The following is a 734-nucleotide window of genomic DNA, read 5'->3' as shown; positions in this document are numbered from 1 at the left end:
AATATTGATGCAGTTACAACCACGGTAGCTGATGTTGAGGCAGCAGAAAAAGAAGCTGAGGAAAACATTGATGTTGCGGCAACAGCTGGAGACAATTTATTAAATACTCAACGTAATACAGCAAAACAAGCAATTGAAGGTGCAGCAAAAAAGGCCAAGAGTGACATTGAAAACAATAGATTTCTTGATGCTGACAGCAAGACGAAATATAAAGATAAAATTGAAGCTGCCCAGAAAGCTGCAGAAACAGCTATCGATGCCGCTACAACCGCAAACGCAATTACCTCTGCACAAAACAGCGGTATTGATAATATTAATAAAATTGAACAAGACGCTTCACTTGCTGCAGAAAAATTGCGTGCATTAACTGATTTGGCTTCTGCTAAGAATAACGATCTTGGTATTGTAAATGCTGCTCATGAGAATGGTTCTGTTGACGATTCAAATTGGAAAGATGCAGTAAATAATATAAATAGTATTTATGATGCTGCCGTTAAGAAAGTTACGAACGATGATGATGTTACTACAGTCGGTACGGATAAAAATGACGCTATCAGTGCCATGGATAAGATTGCAAATAACATCAATGGCAGTCAGGCAGAACAAGATTTAAGAAAAGCGAAAAAGAATGCAATTGATGAACTAACGGAATCAGCTGATAAAGTTAAGACTGAGATTGCCAATGATAAGAACTTATCCCAAGTCGAAAAAGATGGCTATACAGCTAAAGTTGA

At 37.5% G+C, this 734-nt stretch carries 1 protein-coding gene; it reads left to right on the top strand.

Annotated features, from left to right (window positions below):
• Window positions 1-734: DUF1542 domain-containing protein (locus tag J3U73_RS10865; RefSeq protein ID WP_267410441.1), on the top strand; the 734-nt coding region annotated here is incomplete at both ends.

Origin of the sequence: Lactobacillus sp. B4005 (assembly GCF_026536045.1) — a bacterium.
Lineage (GTDB): Bacteria > Bacillota > Bacilli > Lactobacillales > Lactobacillaceae > Lactobacillus > Lactobacillus panisapium.
Note: the sequence above shows the minus strand (reverse complement) of the source record. Positions and strands in the feature narration are given on the sequence as shown.